The following is a 24,188-nucleotide window of genomic DNA, read 5'->3' as shown; positions in this document are numbered from 1 at the left end:
GGCTCAGGCCTCCATGACTTCGGCAAGCGCCCGCCCGACACGGCCGGGACCGGGGAAATAGTCCCACTCCTGCGCATGCGGATAGGGCGTGTCCCAGCCGGCGACACGCACGACCGGCGCCTCGAGATGATAGAAGCAATGTTCCTGCACCAGTGCTGCGACCTCGGCGCCGAAGCCCGACGTCAGGGTTGCCTCATGCACGACGACGCAGCGCCCCGTCTTGGCGACCGATTTGACGATCGCATCGAGATCGAGCGGCAGCAGGCTCCTCAAATCGATCACCTCGGCATCGATGCCGGCATCTTCGGCTGCGGCAAGCGCCACATGCACCATGGTGCCGTAGGCAATCACGGTCACCGCCGATCCGACGCGCCGCACCTCGGCCTTGCCGATCGGAATAGTGTAATGGCCATCGGGCACCTCGCCGAGGTCATGCTTCGACCAGGGCGTCACCGGCTTCTCGTGATGGCCGTCGAAGGGGCCGTTATAGAGCCGCTTCGGCTCCAGGAACATGACGGGATCGGGATCCTCGATCGCTGCGATCAGCAGGCCTTTGGCATCGTAGGGATTGGAAGGCACGATCACCTTCAGCCCGCAGACGTGGGTAAAAAGCGCCTCCGGGCTCTGGCTGTGCGTCTGGCCGCCGAAGATACCGCCGCCGGTCGGCATGCGCACGACGATCGGGCAGGTGAAATCGCCGTTGGACCGGTAGCGGATGCGCGCCGCCTCCTGCGTCAGCTGGTCATAGGCCGGATACATGTAATCGGCGAACTGGATTTCGACACAGGGCTTCAGCCCGTAGGCGGCCATGCCGATCGCCGTGCCGACGATTCCGGATTCGCTGATCGGCGTATCGAAGCAGCGCGTTCTGCCGTATTTTGCCTGCAGGCCCTGCGTCGAGCGAAAGACGCCGCCGAAATAGCCGACGTCCTCGCCGAAAACGACGACATTGTCGTCCTTCGCCATCGAGACGTCCATGGCGCTGCGCACCGCCTCGATCATCGTCATCCTGGCCATGTCAGTACCCCGCCTGCTGCCGCTGACGGCGGATATGCGGCGGCATCTCGGCATAGACGCCCTCGAAAATGTCGCGCACCGAGGGCCTGCCGCCGGCATGCAGGGTGCCGTGCGCCTCTGCCTGGCGCTGCGCCTCGATCACCTCATCCATGATTTCGGCTTCCGCCTGCACATGCCGCTCCTCCGACCAGACACTCTTGACGATCAGATGTTTCTTCAGCCGCAGCACGGGATCTCCGAGCGGCCAGGCCTCCGATTCCGTCTTCGGCCGGTAGGCGCTCGGATCGTCGGAGGTCGAGTGGGCGCCGACGCGGTAGGTCACATATTCGATCAGCGTCGGGCCGAGATTGCGCCGCGCGCGCTCGGCCGCCCAGCGGGCGACCGCATGGACGGCGAGATAATCGTTTCCATCGACACGCAGCGCCGGAATGCCGAAGCCAAGGCCGCGGGCGGCGAAGGTGCCGGAGCCGCCGCGGGCGATGCCCTGGAAGGTGGATATCGCCCACTGATTGTTGACGATGTTGAGGATGACCGGCGCCTTGTAGGTCGAGGCAAAGACCAGCGCCGAGTGGAAATCCGATTCCGCCGTCGATCCGTCGCCGATCCAGGCCGCGGCAATGCGGCTGTCGTTCTTGATCGCCGAGGCCATCGCCCAGCCGACGGCCTGCACATATTGGGTAGCGAGATTGCCCGAGATGGTGAAGAAGCCGTGCTCCTTGGAGGAATACATGATCGGCAGTTGCCGGCCGCGCAGGGGATCGCTCTCGTTCGAGTAGATCTGGTTCATCATCTCGACCATCGGATAGTCGTCGGCGATCAAGAGGCCCGCCTGGCGATAGGTCGGGAAATTCATGTCTCCCTTCTCGAGCGCCTTGCGGAAGGCGCAGCTGACGGCTTCTTCGCCGAGATGCTGCATATAGAAGGAGGTCTTGCCCTGCCGCTGCGCCATCAGCATGCGGGCGTCGAAGGCCCGCAGTTTCATCATGTTGCGAAGCCCGGTCAGCAGCTCCTCATCGGAGAGCGACCCGGCCCAGGGGCCGACCGCCTCGCCGTCGCGGTTCAAAACACGGATGATGGAATAGGCAAGATCGCGGATGTCTTCCGACGCGACATCCACCTCCGGCCGCGGCACCGCGCCGGCCTTGGCAATCCTGACATTGGAAAAATCAGGCTGGCCGCCAGGTCGGACGGCGGGTTCGGGGACGTGCAGGCTCAAACGAGCAGAATCCACCATGTCGTTTCTTTCCTCCCTTGCCGGCCTTGCCCCTCTCCTCCGAGAGCCGGGCCGGATGTCGTTCTATAGATTGCGGGCGATCACCATGCGCTGCACGTCGCTCGTTCCTTCGTAGATCTGGCAGATGCGCACATCGCGGTAGATGCGCTCGACCGGATAGTCGGCCATGTAGCCATAACCTCCATGGATCTGGATCGCATCGGAGCAGACACGCTCGGCCATCTCGGAGGCAAAGAGCTTCGCCATCGAGGCTTCCGACAGACAGGGCAGCCCCGCCTCCCGGAGCGAGGCGGCATGAAAGACGAGCTGCCGCGCCGCCTCGATCCGCACCGCCATATCGGCAAGGCGGAAGGCCACGGCCTGGTGCTCAAAGATCGGTTTGCCGAAGGCCGTGCGCTCGCGGGCGTAGTCGCGCGCCGCCTCGAAGGCCGCCCGCGCCATGCCGACGGCCTGCGCCGCAATGCCGATCCGCCCGCCCTCGAGATTGGCGAGCGCGATGCGATAACCTTCACCTTCCGCACCGAGCCTCAGCCCGGCCGGGATGCGCATGTTGTTGAAGGCGATCTGGCAGGTATCGGTGGAATGCAGCCCAAGCTTCTCTTCGACGCGGATCACCTCGTAGCCTGGCGTCTCCGTCGGCACGATGAAGGCGGTAATGCCTTTCTTGCCGGCGTCGGGATCGGTGACGGCAAAGACGATGATGACATCGCCGTTCTTTCCCGAGGTGATGAATTGCTTGGAGCCGTCGAGCACATAGTGGTCACTGTCACGCCGCGCCCGGGTCTTCAGGTTCGAGGCATCCGAACCCGCCTGCGGCTCGGTCAGCGCAAAGCCGCCAATCCATTCGCCGTTGGCCAGTTTCGGCAGGAAACGCTGCCGCTGCTCCTCGGTGCCGAATTTCAGGATCGGCACACAGCCAACGGAACTGTGCACGCTCATGATCGTCGAACAGGCTCCGTCGCCGGCGGCGATCTCCTCAAGTGCTGCGGCATAGGCGACCACGCCGGTATCCGAGCCGCCATAGGCTTCCGGCACCAGCATGCCGAGCAGCCCGAGTTCACCCATCTCCTTCAGTTCCTCGCGCGGAAAGAGATGCTCCCGGTCGCGTTTGGCTGCCCCCGGCGCCAGCCGGTCGCGGGCAAAGTCGCGGGCGAGATCTGAAATCTGCTGCTGGAGGTCGGAAAGGATCATCTGTTCTCTCCTCCTATTGCCGCTCGATGGCGACGGCGGTCGCCTCGCCGCCGCCGATGCAGAGCGCCGCCATGCCGCGCTTCAGATCGTAGCGCTCCAGCGCCGCAAGCAGCGTCACCAGGATCCGGGCCCCCGAAGCGCCGATCGGATGGCCGAGCGCGCAGGCGCCGCCATGCACATTGACCTTCTCATGCGGCAGGTTGAGATCGCGCATCGCCGCCATGGCGACGACGGCAAAGGCCTCGTTGATTTCGAAAAGATCGACCTCCGACAACGATAAGCCGGTGCGATCGGACAGTTTCTGCAGCGCACCGATCGGTGCGGTAGCGAAAAGATTGGGCGCCTGCGAATGGGTGGCATGGCCAAGGATGGTGGCAAGCGGCTTGAGGCCGCGATGCTCCGCCTCGGAACGGCGCATCAGCACGAGGGCTGCCGCGCCATCGGAAATCGAGCTGGAATTGGCGGCAGTCACCGTGCCGCCGTCTCGGAAGGCCGGTTTCAGCGTCGGGATCTTGTCGAGCTTCGCCTTGCCGGGCTGTTCGTCGCGGCTCGCCACCTGCTCAGTCCTGCCGGATTTCACCGTAACCGGCACGATCTCGCGGTCGAAACAGCCTTCGGCAATCGCCTTCTGCGCCCGCGTCAGCGAGGCGATGGCGTAGCTGTCCTGCGCCTCGCGCGTGAACTGATAGGCCTCGGCGCAATCCTCCGCGAAGCTGCCCATCAAGCGCCCCTTGTCATAAGCATCCTCCAGCCCGTCGAGGAACATATGATCCACGACACGCCCATGGCCGAGCCTGTAGCCGCCACGGGCCTTGTCAAGGAGATAGGGCGCATTCGTCATGCTTTCCATGCCGCCTGCAACCGCCACCGAGGCGCTGCCTGCGGCGATCAGGTCATGCGCCATCATCACGGCCTTCATGCCCGAGCCGCACATCTTGTTGACGGTGCTGGCCGCCGTCGCGAAAGGCAGGCCGGCATGGATCGCCGCCTGGCGCGCCGGCGCCTGGCCCTGCCCGGCCGGCAGGACACAACCGAAGATAACCTCCTCGATCGCCTCGGCCGCGATGCGGCTGCGCTCAAGCGCTGCGCGGATCGCCGTCGCTCCAAGCTCCGGCGCTGTCGCCTCTTTCAGCTCTCCCTGAAAGCTGCCGATCGGGGTGCGCGCTGCACCGACGATGACGATGGGATCCTGCAAAACCATCTTTCCTCCTTGGGGCGACGCGTTCACCGCGCGCCCATCCGCAATGCGCCGTCGAGGCGGATGACCTCGCCGTTCAGCATGTTGTTTTCCAAGATATGGCGCACCAGCCCGGCAAATTCCGCCGGCCGGCCGAGCCGCGGTGGAAAGGGCACGCTCTTGCCGAGTGCGGCCTGAACCTCAGCCGGCATATCAGCCATCATCGGCGTCTCGAAAATGCCGGGCGCGATCGCGACGACGCGAATGCCGTGACGCGCAAGCTCGCGGGCGATCGGCAAGGTCATCGCCGCCACCCCACCCTTGGAGGCGGCATAGGCTGCCTGGCCGATCTGACCGTCGAAGGCGGCGACCGAGGCCGTATTGACGATGACGCCGCGTTCGCCTTCGGCATCCGGATCGGTCTTCTGGATCGCTGTGGCGGCAAGCCGGATCATGTTGAACGTGCCGATGAGATTGATTCCGACCGTGCGGGCAAAACTTTCCAGCCGATGCGGCCCGTCGCGGCCGATCACCTTTTGGGCCGGTGCGACGCCGGCGCAATTCACCAAGCCGCGCAAGCCGCCGAAGGCGTCGACGGCAGCGGCAACCACCGCTGCTCCCTGCTTCTCATCGGCCACGTCGGCCTTGACGAACTGTGCAGCGCTTGCGAATTCCCAGGCGACATGTTCGCCCGCTTCGACATTGAGATCGGCGATCGTCACGCGCCCGCCTGCCTCGACAAGCGCGCGCACCGTGGCAGCACCGAGGCCGGAGCCACCACCGGTGACGATGAAGCTTGCTCCTTGGATCAACATGAATCTGTTCCTCCCTGCCGGCGGCGACCGCCTCCAAGCGCAACCGACGGGTACGATTCTATTCGCTCCACCTATTGCAAGCGATGACAGAAATGCTCCATTATTTCGGCCAGTTTTGCCATAGCGAGGGTGGGGTGGCCGAAATCGAGCGACGGATGATTGCGCCGGCCTTTGTCGAGGAGGCGCTCGACAGCCTGCGGCGACTAGATAAGCCGACGCAGCCTATTCTTGCGCGCGTGGGACTGCCCCGGGTCGACCAGCCGGTCTCGGCAGAAACCTACGGCGCGCTGTGGCTGGCCATCGCCGCCGAGCTCGACGACGAATTCTTCGGCATGGGCGGCCGACCGATGCGCAGCGGCAGCTTCACACTGCTCTGCCACTCTGTGCTGCATGCGCCGACGCTGGGTCATGCGCTTCGTCGGGCGCTGCGTTTCCTCGATATCGTGCTCGACGATCCCAGGGGACAGCTCGTCATCCGCGACGGTCTGGCCGAGGTCGAGCTTCGGGATGCCGGCGGCCCGCGTTCGGCCTTCGCCTACCGTACCTATTGGATCATCCTGCACGGCATCATCTGCTGGCTGGTTGGCCGGCGCATTCCGATCCGGCGCGTCGATTTCCGCTGCGCCGAGCCTAAACAGGGCGCCGACTACCGGCTGTTCTTCGGTGCGCCGGTGCGTTTCTCGCAAGCCATCAGCCGGCTGGGCTTTGACAGCACCCTGCTCGACCTGCCGATTTCACGCAGCGAACAGGCGCTCAAACAGTTCCTGCGCGGCGCGCCCGCCAATATTCTGGTGCGCTACCGCTATGATGCCGGCATCGCCGCAGCCGTGCGCCGCCGCTTGAGTCAGGCAACACCTGCCATGTGGCGGAGCTTCGCCGAGCTCGCCGCTGATATGCGCATGCCGCCCTCCACGCTCCGCCACCGCCTGCACGACGAGGGACAAAGCTATGCCGCCATCAAGGATGACATCCGCCGGGATCTCGCCGTTGACCTGCTGCTGAACACGCCGAAGACCATCGGCGAGATCGCCGTCCAGCTCGGCTATTCCGAGCCGAGCGCCTTCTTCCGGGCCTTCAGGAAATGGATAGGCAAGAGCCCTGAGGCCTTTCGGCGGGACGGAACGGAAAATCGAGAGGATGTCAGTCGAATCGATTGACTCGTTCTGACCGGCCCCGCGCGTTCGCGAACATGACGGCAATCTTCATCACGAAGGACTTGCTGAAGCGACCAAGAACCTCCTGATGAGGCTCGATGTACCAGGAACGCTCGACGATATCGTAATTGTATTCGTCGACGACGATCCAACTTTGTTTGAGATCACCGAGACCAGCACGCCGACGTTCGATATCGGGAATTTCCAGCGCAGCCCTTCCCGACGGCGGCGGTTGCGTGGTGATTGCCAGAAGGGCGAGATGCGTATTTCCATCGCTCGCACTGCGGATCGCAATGATGACACAGACCGGGCGCTGTTTGCGCCCCTCCGTCTCACCACGCTGCTGCTGCCATGCCCAGAGATAGGGATAGGTTATCACCTCGCCAGGGCGAAACTCATGGTTCATCGTCGTAACTTTCCCCGCGCGCCAGTCGCTCAATCGCCTCGCCGAACAATTCGGCATGCTCATCCGGCATCTCCGAAATGTGATGCGCGCGACGCGGGTCCTCGCCGCTGCGCATCCGCTGATAGTGTTCATAGCTCATCAGCACGAAACGGGGCTTGTTGTGGCGGGTAAGAATAACCGGCTCGCGGCTCGCGACATCGGTGACATCACCAATCTGTTTATTGAGATCACCTGTCGTGAACTGTCGCATGACTATACTCTCCGGTTTAATTTCCATATATTCCATATTTTCCATCTTTTCAAGAAAATGGCGTTCACGCGCCCTCGACGAGAATTCTCAAGGCTCTCCACCCGTATCATTCAAGGGCACTTTGACCCCGCCGCAACCCGCGCTACATATTTCAGCGGGAGGAGTGCCATGTTTGATTTTTCGCTCGGCGAAACCGCGGACGCGATCCGTGAAACGACGGCGCGGTTTGCTGCCGCTCATATTGCTCCGCTGGCTGCGGAAATCGACGAAAGCAACACGTTTCCACGCCAGCTCTGGCCTGAGATGGGCGCCCTCGGCCTGCATGGGATTACCGTCGAGGAAGAATTCGGCGGCGCCGGTCTCGGTTATCTCGATCATGTCGTCGCCATGGAGGAGATTTCACGGGCCTCGGCTTCCGTGGGCTTGAGTTACGGTGCCCATTCCAATCTCTGCGTCAACCAGATCCGCCGCTGGGCCTCGCCGGAACAGAAACGCCGTCATCTGCCGAAACTGATCTCCGGCGAACATGTGGGTTCGCTTGCCATGTCCGAGGTGGGCTCCGGTTCCGATGTCGTCTCCATGCGCTTGCGTGCCGAGAAAAAGGGGGACCGCTATGTTCTGAACGGCGCCAAATTCTGGATCACCAACGCGCCGCATGCCGATGTGCTGGTCGTCTATGCCAAGACCGATCCCGCAGCCGGCCCGAAAGGCATTTCCGCCTTCATCGTCGAAAAGGGCCTGCCGGGCTTCAGCGTCTCCAAGAAACTCTCCAAGCTCGGCATGCGCGGCAGCGATACCGCCGAACTGGTCTTTCAGGATTGCGAGGTGCCGGCCGAGGCGCTGATGGGCCGGGAGGGAGAAGGCGTGAAGATCCTGATGTCCGGCCTCGACTACGAGCGCGCCGTGCTCGCCGCCGGGCCGCTTGGCATCATGCAGGCCTGCCTCGACGTCGTGCTGCCCTATGTCAGCGATCGCAAACAGTTCGGTAAGCCGATCGGTGACTTCCAGCTGATGCAGGGCAAGATCGCCGACATGTATGTCGCGCTGAATTCGGCGCGCGCCTATGTCTATACCGTTGCCCGGGCCTGCGATGCCGGCCGCGCGACGCGCACGGATGCGGCCGCCGCGATCCTCTTTGCCAGCGAGAATGCCGTGAAGGTCTCGCTGGAAGCGATCCAGGCACTCGGCGGCGCCGGCTATACCAAGGAATGGCCGGTCGAACGCTTTTTGCGCGACGCCAAGCTCTACGATATCGGCGCCGGTACCAACGAGATCCGCCGCTACCTGATCGGCCGGGAGCTCATCGCATCATGACGGTGATTTCGACTGCGATCGACCGCGATAGCGAGACCTTCAAGGCCAATACAGCCAAGAACAAGGGCCTTAGCGACGAACTCCACGACCGCTCGGCGAAAGCGCGCCAGGGTGGATCGCAGGCAGCGCGCGAGCGCCATACCGGCAAGGGCAAGCTCCTGCCGCGCGACCGGATCCAGCTGCTCATCGATGCCGGCAGCCCGTTCCTGGAGATCGGCACGCTGGCGGCCAACGGCATGTATGATGATGAGGCGCCCGGCGCCGGCATCATAACAGGCATCGGCCGTGTTTGCGGCCGCGAGGTGATGATCGTCGCCAATGACGCGACGGTGAAGGGCGGCGCCTATTACCCCCTGACGGTGAAGAAACATCTGCGGGCGCAGGAGATTGCTCTGCAGAACCGGCTGCCATGCCTCTATCTGGTCGATAGCGGTGGCGCCAATCTCCCGCATCAGGCCGACGTCTTTCCCGACCGCGACCATTTCGGCGCGATCTTCTACAACCAGGCCCAGATGTCGGCCGAGGGAATCCCACAGATCGCCTGCGTCTTGGGAAGCTGCACCGCCGGCGGCGCCTATGTGCCCGCCATGTCCGACGAGACGGTCATCGTGCGCAATCAGGGCACGATCTTCCTCGCCGGTCCGCCGCTGGTGAAGGCCGCGACCGGCGAGATCATCTCGGCCGAAGAGCTCGGCGGCGCCGAGACCCATGGCCGCCGCTCCGGCGTCGTCGATCATGTCGCCGAGAATGATGAACATGCGCTGCTGCTCGTGCGCGATATCGCAGCCACCCTCAACAGTGTGAAATCAGTCGATATCGACCTCCAGCCGCCGCGACCGCCGAAACTCGATCCCGAAGATCTCTGCGGTCTCATTCCGGATGATGTGCGCTCACCCTACGACGTGCGCGAGGTCATCGGGCGGATCGTCGATGGCTCGGAACTGCACGAGTTCAAGCCGCTCTACGGCACCACGCTGGTCTGCGGCTTCGCCCGCATCTGGGGCATGCCGGTCGCCGTCATCGCCAACAACGGCGTTCTCTTCTCCGAAAGTGCGCTGAAAGGCGCCCATTTCATCGAGCTCGCCTGCCAGCGCCGCGTCCCCTTGCTCTTCTTGCAGAATATTTCTGGCTTCATGGTCGGCGGCCGCTATGAGGCTGGCGGCATCGCCAAGGACGGGGCCAAGCTGGTGACGGCCGTTGCAACCGCCACCGTGCCGAAGGTCACGGTCATCATCGGCGGCAGTTTCGGTGCCGGCAATTACGGCATGTGCGGCCGCGCCTATCGCCCGCGCTTCCTCTTCACCTGGCCGAACAGCCGCATCAGCGTGATGGGCGGCGAACAGGCGGCCTCCGTGCTTGCCACCATTCGCCGAGATTCCATGGAGGCGCGCGGTGAGAATTGGCCCATGGAAGAGGAGGAAGCCTTCAAGGCGCCGATCCGCGCCGGCTACGAGGCCGAGGGCAATCCCTATTATGCCACCGCCCGCCTTTGGGACGACGGCATCATCGATCCGCGCCAGACGCGCGATGTGCTGGGCCTTGCCTTTTCCGCCTGCCTGAATGCGCCGATCCCAAAAGGGCCGCGCTTCGGCCTGTTCAGGATGTGAGGCGTCGATGATGGAAAGCCTGCTCATTGCCAACCGGGGTGAAATCGCCCGCCGCATCATCCGCACGGCTAGGATGCTCGGCATCCGCACCATTGCGGTCTATTCTGAAGCCGATGCCGGGCTGCCCTTTGTCAGGGAGGCGGACGAGGCGATCGCCATCGGCCCCTCGCCGGCCCGCGAAAGCTATCTTTCGCCGCAGCGCATCCTGGAGGCTGCCCGCAAGAGCGGCGCCGCTGCGATCCATCCGGGCTACGGCTTCCTGTCGGAAAATGCCGATTTTGCCGAGGCGGTGGAGAAGGCCGGCATCGTCTGGGTCGGCGCGCCGCCCGCTGCCATCCGGGCGATGGGGCTCAAGGATGCCGCCAAGGAATTGATGCAGGCAGCCGGCGTGCCCGTGACCCCCGGTTATCTCGGATCGGACCAGGGCGAAGAGAGGCTGGCGGCGGAAGCCGAGGCCATCGGTTATCCCGTACTCATCAAGGCGGTTGCCGGCGGCGGCGGCAAGGGCATGCGCCGCGTCGACCGCGCGCAGGATTTCGCCGAACGTCTCGCCTCCTGCCGCCGTGAGGCGGCCGCCGCTTTCGGCGACGACCGCGTTCTGATCGAACGCTATATCGCCAATCCGCGCCATATCGAGGTGCAGGTTTTCGCCGACAAGCTCGGCAATTGCGTACATCTCTTCGAACGCGATTGTTCGCTGCAACGCCGTCATCAGAAGGTGATCGAGGAGGCCCCTGCCCCCGGCCTCGATGCCGCCACCCGGGCGGTGATCTGCGAGGCAGCGGTCAAGGCCGCAAGAGCGGTCAACTATGTCGGCGCCGGCACCATCGAATTCATCGCCGATGCCTCCCAGGGCCTGCATCCTGACCGTATCTGGTTCATGGAGATGAATACGAGGCTGCAGGTAGAACACCCCGTCACCGAGGCGATTACTGGCGAGGATCTGGTGCTCTGGCAGTTGAAGGTCGCGAGCGGCGAGCCCTTGCCGAAAAGCCAGGACGAGATCGCCATGAATGGCTGGGCCTTCGAAGCCCGGCTCTATGCCGAAAATCCGGCCGCCGGTTATCTGCCTTCGACCGGCCGGCTCGACCATCTGCGCCTGCCGCAGTCCGTCCGCGTCGACAGCGGCGTCGAACAGGGCGATGAGATTACCGCCTTCTACGATCCGATGATCGCCAAGATCATCGCGCATGGACCGGACCGCGAGGCAGCCCTTTCGAAACTTGCAGCCGCCTGCGCCGGCATCGAGGTCTGGCCGGTCAGATCCAATGCCGGCCTGCTTGCCCGCATCGCCGTCGATCCGGATTTTCGCGCCGCTCGGATCGATACCGGCTTCCTCGACCGCCATGGCGATAGCCTTGTGGCGACGGAGCCGAGCGAAATCGCGATCGACACCGCAGCCGCCGTGCTTTCAAGAAATACCGATGATGATCCCTGGGCCGCGCTTGCCGGATTCCGCATCGCCGGCGCGGATGACAATCGAGTGCGCATCCGTATCGGCGATCACCTCTTCTGGGGGCAATCACGTCGGAAGCCTGAGGCAAATATCGTCACGATTGGTGAAACGACCGTGCTTTTCGACGCCGGCAATACCTGGCCGATCAGCCTGCCCGTCGCAAGCGAAATCGAGGCGAGCCAGGGTGCGGGCGATGGCGCGATCCTTTCGCCGATGCCCGGCCTCGTGATTTCGGTGGATGTCGCCGAAGGCGATCATGTCGCCAAGGGGGAGCGTCTGCTGACGGTCGAAGCGATGAAAATGGAGCATTCGCTGCGCGCGCCTTTTGACGGCATTATCGGAAAACTGCAGGTTTCCACCGGCGCCAGGGTCTCGGAGAACCAGCTGGTCGTCACCGTCACGAAGGAGCAGGATTGATGGCCGGCCGCTATTTCGACGAATGGACGCTCGGCGACCGCATCGCCCACGAGATCCGCCGCACGGTCACCGAGACCGACAACCTGCTGTTTACGACGCTTTCCCACAATCCGCAGCCGCTGCATCTCGATGCCGATTATGCGGCCGGCACCGAATTCGGCCGGATCGTCGTCAACGGCACCTTCACCTTTGCGCTCACCGTCGGTCTTTCGGTCGGCGACACCACGCTCGGCACGCTCGTCGCCAATCTCGGTTACGACAAGGTGACGATGCCGAAGCCGGTCTTCATCGGCGACACGCTGCGGGTGGAAACGGAGGTGACGGAACTGCGCCGCTCGAACTCCCGCCCCGACGCCGGCATCGTCACCTTCCGGCACATCACCCTGAACCAGCGCAGCGAGATCGTCTGCCAGTGCCTGCGCACCGTCATGCTGAAGGTAAAGCCGTCATGAGACTTCGCTCGCTGCTCTTCGTGCCCGGCGATCGGCCGGAGCGTTTCGAGAAAGCACTCGCCTCGGGCGCCGATGCCGTCATTCTCGATCTCGAAGATTCGGTTGCACCCGCCAACAAGCCACGCGCCCGCCAGGCCGTCCAAGAATTCGTCCTGCGCCAGACTGGCGAAACCAATCTCCTGATCCGCATCAATCCCCTCGCCTCCCCGGAGTTCGAAAACGACCTTGCCGCTCTGAGTGGCCTCCATCCTTTCGCGATCATGCTGCCGAAGGCCGAGGGGGCGGCTTCGGTGCTGAAGCTCGCAGGCTCACTTGCACCTGAAATCCCCATCTTGCCGATCGCAACCGAAACGCCGTCGGCGATCTTCGAGATCGGCAGCTACCGGGACGTCGCGGCCAGCCTCTGCGGCCTTACCTGGGGTGCTGAGGATCTGCCTGCCGCGATCGGGGCTGCGACCGCGCGACGGACGGATGGCCGTTACACGCCGCCTTACGAGCTTGCCCGCTCGCTGACGCTATTTGCCGCCCATGCCGCCGCCGTTCCGGCCATCGACACCGTCTATCCCGATTTCCACGATCATAGCGGTCTCAGGGCCTATGTCGGCCGCGCGCGGCGCGACGGCTTTTCCGGCATGATGGCCATCCATCCGAGCCAGGTCGAAACGATCAACCACGCTTTCACGCCTGACGCTTCCGAGATCGCCTGGGCGGAGAAAGTCGCCGCCGCTTTTGCCGCCAGGCCGGACGCAGGCGTCATCCAGCTTGAGGGGCGCATGCTGGATATGCCGCACCTCAAGCTTGCCCTCCGGCTCCTGAACGCCGTCGGACGTTAGACAACCGCTCCGGCGGGCCTGGAACGATGCCAGCTCAATCGTAGGGGGAATAACATTGCCTGCGCGGTCCCCTGGAGGGCTGAAAGCTATTGTCATAGGCTGAATACGACCGGTACCGGCGCGCGCACCAAGCATAGTGTCTCCCGTCATATTCATTCGAATATTCCTCCGATGGCGGAGGAGCATCGGGCGGTGGCGGCATGACAACGGTTGGGAGCCCCGGAGGGCCGGGAATCAACGGGATGGGGGGCGGAACTTGCGCCATGGCAACCGATTGCGCTGCCAGAAACAGCGAGACCGTGGCGAACACCAGTAAATAATTCATCGGAAACTCCTCATGTTGCGGTGCATCTCTGAAAGGTGCCCGCCTGACGTCAACGGCTGAACTTCAGATCCGGCTTGTCGCCGTCCCAGCCCTGAAGCCCTCCGGGAACCGAGCGGAATCGAAGACAGTGCGTACCCATCTTGCCGGATATGCACATCGCATCGTCCTTGACCGTCCAGGTGACGGGGAGCGCAAAGGGCATCGGACCGCGAATGCTTCCGGTGCCGTCCTTCTCCAGGGTGACTTTGAGTGCCTTGCCATCCGGCGCCAGTGCCGACCAGGGAATTCCATCGGCGAGGATTGCGGCCGCCTTCTCGGACGGCAGGAACTGTTCCTGTGCTGGGAATGCCGGGCTCGCCGCGAGTGCTGCCATCACCGCCCCTGCAAGCCGTAGATATGTCTTCATGTCGATGTCCTTTCTGCTGGTTTTTGAAATGCCACAGCCGCCATGCCGCGCGTGATAGATGACCGCCGCCTGGCTGCTATTGAGAGACCGCCGCGCCCTTATCGCTCCAGCTCGGCGGCAGACCGAGCTGACCGGCGACCGCCCCTTTGATGCCGGGCGCGGGTCCGAAGGCCTTGCAGGCGTCGTCTTTCGGATCGCTGTCGAACGACGCCTTGATCTTCTGCATCAGCCGGATGGACGATGTTGCCTTGAACGGATCCTGACCCTTGATCAGCATGCGGCTGAAATCGGCGCCGAATGCCGATGACAGGGAATAAGCATCCCCGACCGAGGATATCCGTGCCTTCGTCGTCAGCATGTTCGCGCCGCGCGACCAGATCATCGCCGCCTGCTGCGTACCGTCCTGTCCGACCGCCTCGGCTTCCGCCGACAAGCCGCCGAGACCGATCGGAATCCTCGGGATTGGAACCATTGCCACCGAAGCGCCGAGTGTGGCGACGGTGGAGGTCGCGGCAACAGCACGGTTCGTGGCGACGATGTCGGTGACGGTCGCATGGACGACGAGATCCGCCGGCTGGTTTGGACCCACGACCTTGAAACGGTCGCTGAGACCCCTGCACAGCGCCCGGTCGATCGCATTGGTCAGGAGTGCCAGGTCTTTCGGTTCGAAAGAACCGCCGCCGGCATTCTCGACCCTCGTCGGAGCGATGCGCACCGTTTGCGCGGCAAGAACCGCCGGCGAATTCACCCGCAATTTTGCGTTGGTCAGAGAACCGCCCGAGACCGCCATTCCCGCATAGGAGCCAAGCGAGCTGCCCTGCTGCAGGGGTACGTTCGTGCAGGAAGAGAGCAAGGCGAGGAGGACGGCGCAAACGGCCGCCTGCGTCGGCATTTTCACGGGTTGAATGTTGGAAGCCATCGGCGAATCTTCTGAACCGGGATCATCGATTCAGCTTTTAGAGAGGCCAGCGTTAATGGCGGTAAAGCCAGTGTAAAGTTGGGTAAAATATAGAAATATAACGGCCGCGGGCAGCATTTGACCGGCACCGCCGCGGATAGAGCAATTCCGTTTTTCTTCGAATCATGGAATTGCTCTATCTCTTTGTTTTCACGCAATTCCGGGCGCAAAACCGCTGCACACTTTTGCTGGAATTGCTCTAGCCGGGCGGCCGATCAGCCCGACTTCGCCACTCGCTTCGAGGCGACAGGCTCTTCTTGGGTGAGGTAACCGGCGCCGACGGCGACATAGAGATCCACATAGTCCTTGGCAACCTGCTGCACGGTAGCGGCAAGGCTTGCCTGAGCATCGGAGACCGACCGCTGGGCGTCGAGGACATCGAGCAACGACGAGGCGCCGTCCTTGTAGCTTGCGGTCGACAGTGCCAGGGATTCCTCCGCCGTCTGCACCTGCCTGCGCAACGGCGCCAGTGTCTGCGTGTCGCGGCGAACTGCCGACAGCGCGTTTTCCACCTCTTCGACCCCGTTCAGCACCGCCGCTTTCCAGGCGAGATACTGCGCCCTCGCATCCGATTTCTCGATATCGACATTCGCGCGCAATTTGCCGCCGTCGAAGATCGGCAGGTTGAGCGTCGGTCCGAAGGACCAGCTGGTGAGGCTCGAGCCGCCGGCACCCGAGGATTTGACCCAGCTCGGCGAGATCGAACCGGAGAGCGAGATCGACGGATAAAGCTGGGCTTCGGCAGCACCGATATCGGCGACGGCCGCCGCCAGCTCGCGTTCGGCCTTTCTTATATCAGGACGGTTGCGGATGAGATCGGCCGGAATGCCGGCGCGAATATCGCCGCGGAAAACCGGCTGACCGGCGCTTTTCTGCAGCTCGTCCATCAACGAGGCCGCCGGCATCCCGAGCAGCGTGGCAATGTGATGGGCCGATTCGGTGAAGCTCTGTTCGAGGCCGGGAATGTCGGACTTTGTCGACTGCACCAGGCCCTCGGCCTGAACGACGTCGAGGCGGGAGGCCGCACCTGCCTTGAGCTGCAGCTGCGTGAGTTCGTAAGTTTGCTGGCGGGATTTCAGGCTCGCCCGTGCAAGCGCGATGCGCTCCTGGTAATAGCGGGCGTCGATATAACTCTCGACCAGGTCTTTCAGGAAGGTGAGCTTTGCATTGTCGGCCGTCGCATAGGCGGCTCCCAGCGAGGCGATGGCACTCTCCTTGGAGCGACGGTACTGGCCGAAGATGTCGAGCAGCCAGGAAAGGCTGGCCTCACCGCCTGTGGTATTCGTGGTGCCGACCGTCGTGCGCAGCCGCCCCTTTTCACCGGATACCGTGTGCGATGCGTCGACACTGAGGCTCGGCAGACTGCCGGCGCCGGCAACCGTGACATTGGCGGCAGCCGAATTGATGCTCTCGAGCGCCTGCAGCACATCGAGGTTTTCGCTGAGGCCATGGGCCACCAGGCCGTCGAGCCGCTTGTCGCGATAGGCCTTCCACCACTCAGCCGTCACGACATTGCCGTTGCTTTTGGTGGTACCCTCTTCGAATTTGGCGGGAAGCGGCATCTCAGGGGGAACGTGATCCGGACCGCTGACGCAGCCTGCGAGCAGCAGCGTGAAGGCGGATGCGGCGTAGCGGAGGGATGATAGTCTGGTGCGGAGCGACGGACTCACTGGCAAGCTTTCTGAACCGGGATCGGAGATCCAGGCTTAGCGAGGCCAGCGTTAATGGCGGTAAAGAAACTGTAAAGTTAGGTAAAATCCCGGGATGCTTGATCATCAACCGAACCATAGGGCGTCGGCCGTCTCGGAAGTTCCAGCGTGATCGCCAGGCCTCCGGCGTCAGGCAACGACGCATGCGCACGCCCGCCATGGCGCTCGATGGCCTGCCGGGTGATGGCAAGACCCAGGCCGTATCCGCCTCTTGGCACCGCCTCTTTCCCGCGTGAGAACGGCTGGAAGATGCGTTCGAGTTCGTCGCGCCTCACGCCTGGCCCCCGATCGGTGACGCAGATTTTGAGGCGCTCGGCCGCCGCCTCGCAAGACACGGATATGTGCGAATGTTCGGCCGTGTATTTGACGGCGTTGCGCACGACGTTTTCGAGTGCCCGGTAGAGCAGCTCGCCTTCGACCTCGGCGCGGAAGCTGCCGTCGACGCTTGTCGTGATCGACACATCTCGTGCCTGGGCTTCGAATGCGGCGTCGCCAAGGATTTCATTCAGCAGTTCGATGACATCCAGGGCCTGGGTCTTCAGCGGCAGGCCGGAGCCGGCGGTGAGCCTGGCAAGGGTCAGAACTTCGCCGACCAGCGCGTCGAGCCGTTCAACCTCCCGGTCCATTCGGTCCAGCATGGCGCCGAGTTTGGCCGGGCTCTGCCGAAGAACGCCGACGGCAGCCTGCAGGCGGGACAGGGGCGAACGCAATTCATGGGAGACATCATGGAACAGCCGCTGCTGCGCATCCTGAAGCTCCTGAAGCCGCGCGGCGGTGGAATCGAAGTCATGCGCCAGCGCAGTGACTTCATCCTTTCGGCCGGCCATCTGGTCGCCGATACGGAAGTCGAAGCGGCCATGGGCGAGCGCGCTCAGGCCGTCGCGCAAATGCACGACGGGTCGAATGAGATAGCGGGCGAGTGCTGCGGCAGCGACCGTACTCGAAACGAAAATCGAAAGCCAAGGCACCAGCAGCGCCAGGTTATCCACCACGTTGAGAAGGAAGTTCGCTTCCGGCGCCACGGAGATCCGGTAGCAAATTCCGTCCTTCAGAATGGACTTCGTCTCTGCCCTACCTTCGTCTTCGCACGCAGGCGACCCCATGGTTTTCGAAAGCGTCAGGCCCAGCGGCACCGTATCTTCACTTGAGCGGATGAAGCGCTCTGCGGCGTCCTCCCCATCCCTTGCGAGGACGTTCGCAGTCAGCTTCAGAATGATCGCTCGCTCCTGGTATTCCCGATCGCGGCCAGGCGGCGGGATCTGAAAGAGGTTGACGATCACGATTATAACAGTGAGCGTCGTTGCAAGCGTCAACCAGATCGTCGCGAAGAATTTCCAGAAAAGCCTAGGCATGGTCAGTCCACGAGAAGTTGATAGCCCTGGCCGCGAACGGACTGGATCCAGGATTGCCCGTCCTCCCTCAGTCCGAGCTTCTGGCGCACGCTGCTGATATGGACGTCGATACGGCGATCGAACGGGGTCAGCGGCTTGCCGAAGGCCCGTTTCGAAATGTCCTGCTTCGACACGAGCTGGCCGGCGCTGCGGGCAAGCACTTCGAGCAGGCTGAACTCGGTGCCGGTCAGCTCCAGGCTTTCTCCGCGCCATTCGGCGATCCTGCTGCCCGGATGGAGCACGAGCTGCCCCGCCCTGATCGTGTCGGTCGACGCGCCGGCTGCCGGCTGCCCCGCCCGGCGCAGGATGGCGCGCAGCCGCGCCGCCAGTTCGCCCGGCGAGCATGGCTTCGGCACATAGTCGTCGGCACCGAGATTGAGGCCCGATATCCTGTCCACGTCATCGCCCCTTGCGGTCAGCATCAGCACCGGAACCTGGCTGAGCTTCCTGATCCTCTGCAGAACCTCGATCCCGTTCATCCGAGGCATCATGATGTCGAGCACGATGATATCGACCGTATTGCCGGCAGCAGCGGCAATGGCAGCGCGACCGTCCGTATCCGTTACGACGTCATATCCCTCTTCAACGAGATATTCCTGCAGAAGCGTCGTCAGCTCGGCATCGTCGTCGATGAGGAGAACCTTGTTCATTCACTTCGTCCGTCATTAATTCGATGAAGCCATACAGCACAAACACCGTCGCGTGAGCGAGTTTTACCTATCTTAACACTAACTTGACCGCACTTAACGTTCGCCCCGTTACTTATCCTGCCATGACATGGACGCGCGGCGAGGCCGGTTGCGCGCATGAGTGGCAATCATCCGCCAAGTTGGCGCGGATCGGGAAAGGGCAGCGATGCCTTTGACCACAAGGAGTGCATCGTTGAGAAAACCATCTGGAATATTCGCCACCGCTCTTATTGCGGTAGCGCTTCTGCTGCCGCTGCGCAGTGCCGTGGCGGATCAAGCCGCCGCCGCCGCCCTGACCGTCTCGCTGGCGGCGCCGGCTGAGCGGGACTGGCCGGAAACCGTTCCGGCAAGCGGCTGGCTAAAACCCTGGCAGGAAGCCATCATCGCCTCCGAGACGAGCGGACTTCGCATCACCGAAATCCTGGCCGATGTCGGCTCCGTGGTTAAGAAGGGGCAGACCCTCGTCCTGATGTCGCAGGACAGTGTGCAGGCCGATCTTCGCAAGCAGGAGGCGGCCGTCGTGACCGCGAAGGCAAACCTCACAAAGGCAAAGGCCAATGCCGATCGCGCTCGCCAGCTTCAACCCTCCGGCGCCCTCTCGGACGAGAAGATCGTCGAATATCTTGCCGACGAACAGACCGCGGCGGCAAGTCTCCAATCCGAAGAGGCAGCGCTCGACAGCCAGAAGATCAAGCTCGACCAGACAACCGTCACGGCCGTCGATGACGGTCTGATAACCTCGCGCTCGGCCGAGCTCGGCGCCGTCGTTTCCTCCGGCAGCGAATTGTTTCGCATGGTCCGCCAGCAGCGGGTCGAATGGCAGGCCGAGGTTTCCGCCCGCTACCTCTCGCGCATTTCGGAAGGATTGCGCGTCGACATCGACGGGCCGGACGGACGCCGCATTCAGGGCAAGGTGAGGCTCGTCGGACCTTCGATCGACACCAATACGAGCCGGGCGATCGTCTATGTCACCCTTCCCCAGGACGTTCAGCCGCGCACCGGTCTTTATGTCACCGGCACCGTCGAACTCAGGACCACGCCAGCGCTGACGGTTCCCGAGACCGCGATCGTTTTCCGTGACGGGATCAACTACGTCTTTGCGGTCGGCGAGGACAAGCGGGTAAAACGGGTGCGGGTCGAGACCGGGCGCCGCAATGACGGCGAAGTCGAGATCATCTCGGGCATTGATAAATCGGCGAGAGTGGTGACGTCGGGCGGAGCGTTTCTGTCGGACAACGATCTCGTGAAAGTCGCGGGAGAAGGCTGATGAACTTTTCCGCATTTTCAATCCGCAATCCCGTACCGGCGATCCTGCTCTTTGCGATGCTTGCCGTCGGCGGCCTGCTGGCCTTCAAGCATCTGGCGGTGCAGAACTTCCCTGATATGGATCTTCCGACCATCAAAGTGACTGCGACGCTCGACGGCGCCGCACCTTCGCAGCTGGAAACCGAGGTCGCCCGCACGATCGAGGACAATCTTGCCTCGCTGAGCTATCTCGACCACATCACGACAACGATTACCGACGGCTCGGTGTCGATCAGCGTCTCCTTCAAACTGGAGAAGGACAGCGAGACCGCCTTGAACGAAGTCCGCAATGCCGTGGACAGCGCAAAGTCCGATCTGCCGGCGCAGATGCAGACGCCAAGCGTCAGCAAAGTCACCGTGCAGAATTCGGCGCTGGTCACCTATGCTGTCCGGTCTTCCGTCCTCAACGAAACCGAGCTCTCCTGGTTCATCGACAACGATCTGACCAAGGCGCTGCTCTCGGTGCCGGGCGTTGGACAGGTCAATCGTATCGGTGGTGTCGATCGCGAGGTTCACGTCGACCTCGATCCGACGACGATGGCCGCATTCGGCGTCACGGCGACCACTGTGTCGGCGCAGTTGAAATCGGTTCAGGCCGATACCTCAGGTGGCCTCGGAGAGATTGGCGGCACCCGTCAGACCTTGCGCACGCTCGGCGCCGTTGCCTCGGTCGACGCGCTGAAGGAACTGCGAATTCCCCTGGCCAACGGGCAGCAGGTTCGCCTCGACGACGTCGCATCCGTCACCGACAGCTTCGCGGAGCGATCTTCGATGGCCTATCTCGACGGCAAACCGGTGGTGGCGGTCGAGATCAAGCGCTCGAACGGCTTTTCGGACAGTGGTGTCGCCGCGGACGTCGACAAGGCAATGAAGGAGTTTGCGGCCAAGCATTCCAACGTGCAGATCGAGGAGGCCTACAGCACGATCGGGCCGATCCTCGACAATTACGACGGTTCGATGCACATGCTGTACGAAGGCGCGATCCTGGCGATCGTCGTCGTCTGGCTCTTCCTTCGGGACTGGCGTGCGACGATCCTGTCGGCCGTGGCGCTGCCATTGTCCGTCATACCGACCTTCCTCGTCATGTACCTGGCCGGATTCAGCCTTAATATCGTCACCCTGCTTGCGCTGTCGCTCGTCGTCGGCATCCTCGTCGACGACGCCATCGTCGAAGTCGAGAACATCGCCCGCCATTTGCAGATGGGCAAGCGGCCGATCGACGCCGCTCTGGAGGCGGCCGACGAGATCGGGCTCGCCGTCATCGCCACCACCTTCACCCTGGTCGCCGTCTTCCTGCCGACGGCCTTCATGAGCGGCATACCGGGGCTCATCTTCCGCCAGTTCGGTATCACCGCCGCCGTTGCCGTCCTCGTTTCGCTCGTTGTCGCACGCCTGCTGACGCCGATGATGGCCGCCTATTTCATGAAGGCCCATCCGAAAGAGGAAAAGGACGGCCGCATCATGCGCGCCTATATGGCAATCGTGAAAGCCGCCATGAACCACAGGAAGACCACGGTGGCCGTGACCGCCGTCGTCGTCGCGCTTTCGCTGGCCACGATCCCGCTCCTGAAATCCGGCTTCCTGCCCGCTTCCGACGACGCGCGGGCCCAGATCACGCTCACCATGCAGCCGGGCGCCACCATCGAGCAGACAGACGCCACGACAAGGCAGGCCGCCGATATCGTCGGCAAGCTCCAGGACGTGACGCATGTCTTTTCCGCGGTCGGTTCCGCATCCTCGGGCGGCGGCCCAGATTCCAGCACCTCGAGCAGCGTCGGATCCGCGACCATCGTCGCCGTGCTCCCACCCATCGGCGAGCGCGACCGCAAACAGTCGGAAATCGAAAACGACATCCGGCAGGCTCTCTCGGTCCTTCCCGGTGTGCGGATCGCCGTTGGCGGCGGCGGCAACGGCACGAAGCTCGAGATCACCCTTGCCAGTGACGACGCCAACGCGCTCGACAGCGCCGGCACGGCGCTTGAAGAACAGCTGCGCACGCTTCAGGGCATCGGCGCGGTGACATCGACCGCGGCCAGGCAGGCGCCGGAGATCCAGATCACGCCCGATTTCGCCCGCGCAGCAGCGCTCGGGGTGACGTCGAGCGCCATCGCCGAGGCCGTGCGCGTGGCGACGGATGGAGAATATTCCGCCGATTTGCCAAAGCTCAACCTGCCGCAGCGCCAGGTTCCCATCGTCGTCCGCTTCAGCCCCGAGACGCGCACCAAACTCGACGACATCAAGAACATGCGGGTGTCTGGGACGAACGGCAATGTCGATCTCGGGTCGATTGCCGATATCCGGATCGGCGGCAGCCCGTCGGAAATTGACCGCATCGATCGTATGCGCAATGTCACTCTTTCAGTCGAGCTCAACGGCCGCATCCTGGGCGACGTCAACCGCGAGGCGCAGGCGCTGCCGGCGCTTCAGCATCTGCCATCGGGCGTCACCCTTGTCGAACAGGGAGAACTCCAGCGCAGTTCGGAGCTGTTCCAGAGCTTTGGTCTGGCGATGGCAATCGGGGTTTTCTGCATCTACGCGATCCTCGTTCTGCTCTTCCACGACTTCCTGCAGCCCCTCACGCTTCTGATGGCTCTGCCGCTCTCGCTCGGCGGCGCGCTGGTGCCGCTGGTGGTGACCGGAACCAGCTTCTCGATGGCGGCCGTCATCGGGCTGCTCATGCTCATGGGCGTGGTGACGAAGAATTCGATCCTTCTGATCGAATACGCGATCATGTCGCGCCGCCAGGGCATGCCCCGGTTCGATGCTCTTGTGGATGCATGCCACAAACGCGCGCGACCGATCATCATGACCACCATTGCCATGGCATCCGGTATGCTGCCGGTGGCCCTCAGCCTGACAGGCGGCGATTCCAGCTTCCGGCAGCCGATGGCGATCGTGGTGATCGGCGGGGTGATGATGTCGACGCTGCTCAGCCTCGTCGTCATCCCTGTCATCTTCACCTTCGTCGACGACTTGAACGAGGCGCTCAGGCGCCTCGTTCACCGGACCGGCCCGGAAACCGCCGAGGCCGAACCGCATCCATCCAACGATCACACGACGATCACCTTCAAGCCTGAGCTTTCGAAGCGGGGGCAAGGTCAGAGATGACTGCTCTCGCCGGGTTATTGGCCAGAAGGTCCCGCGCCCGATAAGGGCGACGCCTGGCGATCGTCAACCTCTTCGGTCGAGTTCCTCTCCCCCGGAACGAGACCGCGGGACGTAATGCCCCCGCAGGCGGCATCGTGCCGCCTGCGCGTCCTGCACCGTGTGGAAAGTCCAGGCATGCATCGCGTTGGTGGCAACTGCCCTCGTTTGAATCTTTACCAAACTTTACACTTCCTTAACCGCGCTTAACATCCCAACAGCTATTAGAGTTCGACCTCAGCTCAATCCGGAGTGTCGTGTGTCCAAGGCACATCGAAATATTCTGCGTTGCCGCTTCGCGGAGCGGAAAGTCATACTTGCCGAGGCTTCGCGATGCATTCTCAAGTTTAAATCAAGTTATGAGTATTGTTATACTTTCTTGAGCGCACTCTTTATTATGGTAATTCAGTTTTATATTTCAAATCATTACGGCACAGCGCCTCATTTCTTGAGACTTAGGAGCAAATCAGACCGTATGGAAAACGCTCGAAAAGAGCGTGATGCTCTGTCGGAAGACATTTCAATTGGTGGAACGGGGTGATTGATGACATGCTCCGGATTAGATCGAGTTCAATACCCTTTTGGACGCCAGCACTCCCTGGCTATGGCGATCGCGGTGACCGGTGGGCTGCTGATGTCGATGCTGCTCAGCCTCATCGTCATCCCTGTCATTTTCACACACGTCGACGACCTGAACGAGCCGGAAACCGCCGACACGGAAGCGCATTCATCCAACGATTACAAGACGATCACCTTCAAGCCCGAACCTTCCAAGGGAGGGCAAGGCCAGCGATGGCTGCTTTGGCGCGCACTGCGGCAGAGAAGATGGGCGGCGTTGCAATGGCAAGAGGGTCGCAACCCGATACGGGCGATTCCTGCCGACCTCAGTGACAACCTCTTCGGTCGAGTTCCTCTCCCCGGAACAAGGCCGCGGGACG

The 24,188-nt window shown here is 62.8% G+C and carries 21 protein-coding genes and 1 pseudogene; 9 read left to right on the top strand and 13 right to left on the bottom strand.

All coding sequences use genetic code 11. From position 1 onward, the window contains the following. Positions 1 to 3: 3 nt before the first annotated feature. The 5 genes from FHX10_RS12405 to FHX10_RS12385 form a co-directional block, all read right to left on the bottom strand. Positions 4 to 1,017 carry an alpha-ketoacid dehydrogenase subunit beta gene (locus FHX10_RS12405; RefSeq protein WP_097542471.1) on the bottom strand — a complete coding sequence of 338 codons (1,014 nt, stop codon included), beginning with the start codon at positions 1,015 to 1,017 and terminating at the stop codon, positions 4 to 6. A gap of 1 nt (position 1,018) precedes the next feature. Then, a complete protein-coding gene (locus FHX10_RS12400) occupies positions 1,019 to 2,251 on the bottom strand; it encodes a 3-methyl-2-oxobutanoate dehydrogenase (2-methylpropanoyl-transferring) subunit alpha (RefSeq protein WP_097542472.1) in 1,233 nt (410 codons plus the stop codon). Positions 2,252 to 2,314: 63 nt separating this feature from the next. Then, positions 2,315 to 3,442 carry an acyl-CoA dehydrogenase family protein gene (locus tag FHX10_RS12395; RefSeq protein ID WP_097542473.1) on the bottom strand — a complete coding sequence of 376 codons (1,128 nt, stop codon included), beginning with the start codon at positions 3,440 to 3,442 and terminating at the stop codon, positions 2,315 to 2,317. A gap of 13 nt (positions 3,443 to 3,455) precedes the next feature. Continuing rightward, a complete protein-coding gene (locus FHX10_RS12390) occupies positions 3,456 to 4,643 on the bottom strand; it encodes an acetyl-CoA C-acyltransferase (protein WP_097542474.1) in 1,188 nt (395 codons plus the stop codon). Positions 4,644 to 4,666: 23 nt separating this feature from the next. Next, complete coding sequence (locus tag FHX10_RS12385) at positions 4,667 to 5,434, bottom strand: 3-hydroxyacyl-CoA dehydrogenase (RefSeq protein ID WP_097542475.1); 768 nt, start codon at positions 5,432 to 5,434, stop codon at positions 4,667 to 4,669. A gap of 92 nt (positions 5,435 to 5,526) precedes the next feature. On the opposite strand from FHX10_RS12385, the gene FHX10_RS12380 reads away from it, so the two are divergent. Beyond that, positions 5,527 to 6,591, top strand: coding sequence for an AraC family transcriptional regulator (locus tag FHX10_RS12380; protein WP_244604744.1), 1,065 nt, complete (start codon positions 5,527 to 5,529; stop codon positions 6,589 to 6,591). Here FHX10_RS12380 and FHX10_RS12375 read toward each other — a convergent pair. Then, positions 6,575 to 6,994, bottom strand: coding sequence for a hypothetical protein (locus FHX10_RS12375; protein ID WP_097542476.1), 420 nt, complete (start codon positions 6,992 to 6,994; stop codon positions 6,575 to 6,577). The genes FHX10_RS12380 and FHX10_RS12375 overlap by 17 nt on opposite strands. Beyond that, positions 6,984 to 7,244: a type II toxin-antitoxin system Phd/YefM family antitoxin gene (locus FHX10_RS12370; RefSeq protein ID WP_097542661.1), complete on the bottom strand. Its 261-nt coding sequence runs from the start codon at positions 7,242 to 7,244 to the stop codon at positions 6,984 to 6,986. The genes FHX10_RS12375 and FHX10_RS12370 overlap by 11 nt, the downstream gene beginning before the upstream one ends. A gap of 168 nt (positions 7,245 to 7,412) precedes the next feature. Between FHX10_RS12370 and FHX10_RS12365 the strand changes: the two genes are divergently transcribed. The 5 genes from FHX10_RS12365 to FHX10_RS12345 are packed head-to-tail and all read left to right on the top strand — an operon-like array spanning position 7,413 to position 13,323. Further along, positions 7,413 to 8,558 carry an isovaleryl-CoA dehydrogenase gene (locus FHX10_RS12365; protein ID WP_097542477.1) on the top strand — a complete coding sequence of 382 codons (1,146 nt, stop codon included), beginning with the start codon at positions 7,413 to 7,415 and terminating at the stop codon, positions 8,556 to 8,558. Continuing rightward, positions 8,555 to 10,165 (top strand): carboxyl transferase domain-containing protein, encoded by a 1,611-nt coding sequence (locus FHX10_RS12360; protein WP_097542478.1) that lies wholly within the window; start codon positions 8,555 to 8,557, stop codon positions 10,163 to 10,165. The genes FHX10_RS12365 and FHX10_RS12360 overlap by 4 nt, the downstream gene beginning before the upstream one ends. Positions 10,166 to 10,172: 7 nt before the next feature. After that, entirely contained in the window at positions 10,173 to 12,038 is a 1,866-nt protein-coding gene (locus FHX10_RS12355) for an acetyl/propionyl/methylcrotonyl-CoA carboxylase subunit alpha (protein ID WP_097595466.1), read from the top strand. Further along, complete coding sequence (locus tag FHX10_RS12350) at positions 12,038 to 12,490, top strand: MaoC family dehydratase (RefSeq protein WP_047612454.1); 453 nt, start codon at positions 12,038 to 12,040, stop codon at positions 12,488 to 12,490. The genes FHX10_RS12355 and FHX10_RS12350 overlap by 1 nt, the downstream gene beginning before the upstream one ends. Beyond that, positions 12,487 to 13,323 (top strand): HpcH/HpaI aldolase/citrate lyase family protein, encoded by an 837-nt coding sequence (locus FHX10_RS12345; RefSeq protein WP_047614756.1) that lies wholly within the window; start codon positions 12,487 to 12,489, stop codon positions 13,321 to 13,323. The genes FHX10_RS12350 and FHX10_RS12345 overlap by 4 nt, the downstream gene beginning before the upstream one ends. A gap of 34 nt (positions 13,324 to 13,357) precedes the next feature. On the opposite strand, the gene FHX10_RS35040 is transcribed toward FHX10_RS12345, so the two are convergent. From FHX10_RS35040 to FHX10_RS12315, 6 genes are all read right to left on the bottom strand, one after another. After that, positions 13,358 to 13,525: a BA14K family protein gene (locus FHX10_RS35040; protein ID WP_373289068.1), complete on the bottom strand. Its 168-nt coding sequence runs from the start codon at positions 13,523 to 13,525 to the stop codon at positions 13,358 to 13,360. A 172-nt stretch (positions 13,526 to 13,697) separates the two neighbouring features. Next, entirely contained in the window at positions 13,698 to 14,054 is a 357-nt protein-coding gene (locus tag FHX10_RS12335; RefSeq protein WP_088930359.1) for a hypothetical protein, read from the bottom strand. 76 nt (positions 14,055 to 14,130) lie between these two features. Continuing rightward, the gene (locus tag FHX10_RS12330) at positions 14,131 to 14,973 is read right to left on the bottom strand and encodes a DUF3313 domain-containing protein (protein ID WP_047612445.1); all 843 of its coding nucleotides are present in this window, start codon (positions 14,971 to 14,973) and stop codon (positions 14,131 to 14,133) included. A gap of 254 nt (positions 14,974 to 15,227) precedes the next feature. After that, positions 15,228 to 16,682: an efflux transporter outer membrane subunit gene (locus FHX10_RS12325; RefSeq protein WP_097542484.1), complete on the bottom strand. Its 1,455-nt coding sequence runs from the start codon at positions 16,680 to 16,682 to the stop codon at positions 15,228 to 15,230. Between the two features lie 77 nt (positions 16,683 to 16,759). Then, complete coding sequence (locus FHX10_RS12320) at positions 16,760 to 18,073, bottom strand: ATP-binding protein (RefSeq protein WP_184389362.1); 1,314 nt, start codon at positions 18,071 to 18,073, stop codon at positions 16,760 to 16,762. A 2-nt stretch (positions 18,074 to 18,075) separates the two neighbouring features. Continuing rightward, positions 18,076 to 18,762, bottom strand: coding sequence for a response regulator (locus FHX10_RS12315; RefSeq protein ID WP_047614748.1), 687 nt, complete (start codon positions 18,760 to 18,762; stop codon positions 18,076 to 18,078). A 205-nt stretch (positions 18,763 to 18,967) separates the two neighbouring features. Here FHX10_RS12315 and FHX10_RS12310 point away from each other — a divergent pair, with 205 nt between their 5' ends. From FHX10_RS12310 to FHX10_RS35670, 3 genes and pseudogenes are all read left to right on the top strand, one after another. After that, positions 18,968 to 20,068 carry an efflux RND transporter periplasmic adaptor subunit gene (locus FHX10_RS12310; RefSeq protein WP_176707395.1) on the top strand — a complete coding sequence of 367 codons (1,101 nt, stop codon included), beginning with the start codon at positions 18,968 to 18,970 and terminating at the stop codon, positions 20,066 to 20,068. Then, positions 20,068 to 23,214 carry an efflux RND transporter permease subunit gene (locus FHX10_RS12305; RefSeq protein ID WP_063475887.1) on the top strand — a complete coding sequence of 1,049 codons (3,147 nt, stop codon included), beginning with the start codon at positions 20,068 to 20,070 and terminating at the stop codon, positions 23,212 to 23,214. Before FHX10_RS12310 ends, FHX10_RS12305 begins: the two co-directional genes overlap by 1 nt. A 640-nt stretch (positions 23,215 to 23,854) precedes the next feature. Next, positions 23,855 to 24,043: pseudogene (locus FHX10_RS35670) on the top strand (hypothetical protein); the annotation flags it as partial. Between the last annotated feature and the right edge of the window lie 145 nt (positions 24,044 to 24,188).

The sequence above is a fragment of the Rhizobium sp. BK591 genome (assembly GCF_014195045.1).
Taxonomy (GTDB): domain Bacteria; phylum Pseudomonadota; class Alphaproteobacteria; order Rhizobiales; family Rhizobiaceae; genus Rhizobium; species Rhizobium anhuiense.
Note: the sequence above shows the minus strand (reverse complement) of the source record. Positions and strands in the feature narration are given on the sequence as shown.